General features: G+C 51.1%; 1 protein-coding gene. It reads right to left on the reverse strand.

Annotated features, from left to right (window positions below):
- Positions 1-223: phage portal protein (locus PSI23_RS22660; RefSeq protein WP_273557119.1), on the reverse strand; the 223-nt coding region annotated here is incomplete at both ends.

The raw sequence follows: 223 nt of genomic DNA on the forward strand, positions 1-223 counted from the left end.
GGGCGATATCATCAATGGTGAAGCGACGGGAAGCCAGCCACTCGGCATCTTGGTTACTCATGCCTAATTGCTGGTATTCCATCCCGCCCTCAAGAATGGGTGTTTTCCCTGTATTACGTGCGCCTTTATAACGTTCGAGCGCTTCCAGCGCCTTAGCGCCTTTTGTACCATCTAACCAATCAGCGGATTTAATTACCCCTGCCGCCATCATGCCGTCTTTCAT

The organism is Xenorhabdus yunnanensis (genome assembly GCF_028598805.1).
Lineage (GTDB): Bacteria > Pseudomonadota > Gammaproteobacteria > Enterobacterales > Enterobacteriaceae > Xenorhabdus > Xenorhabdus yunnanensis.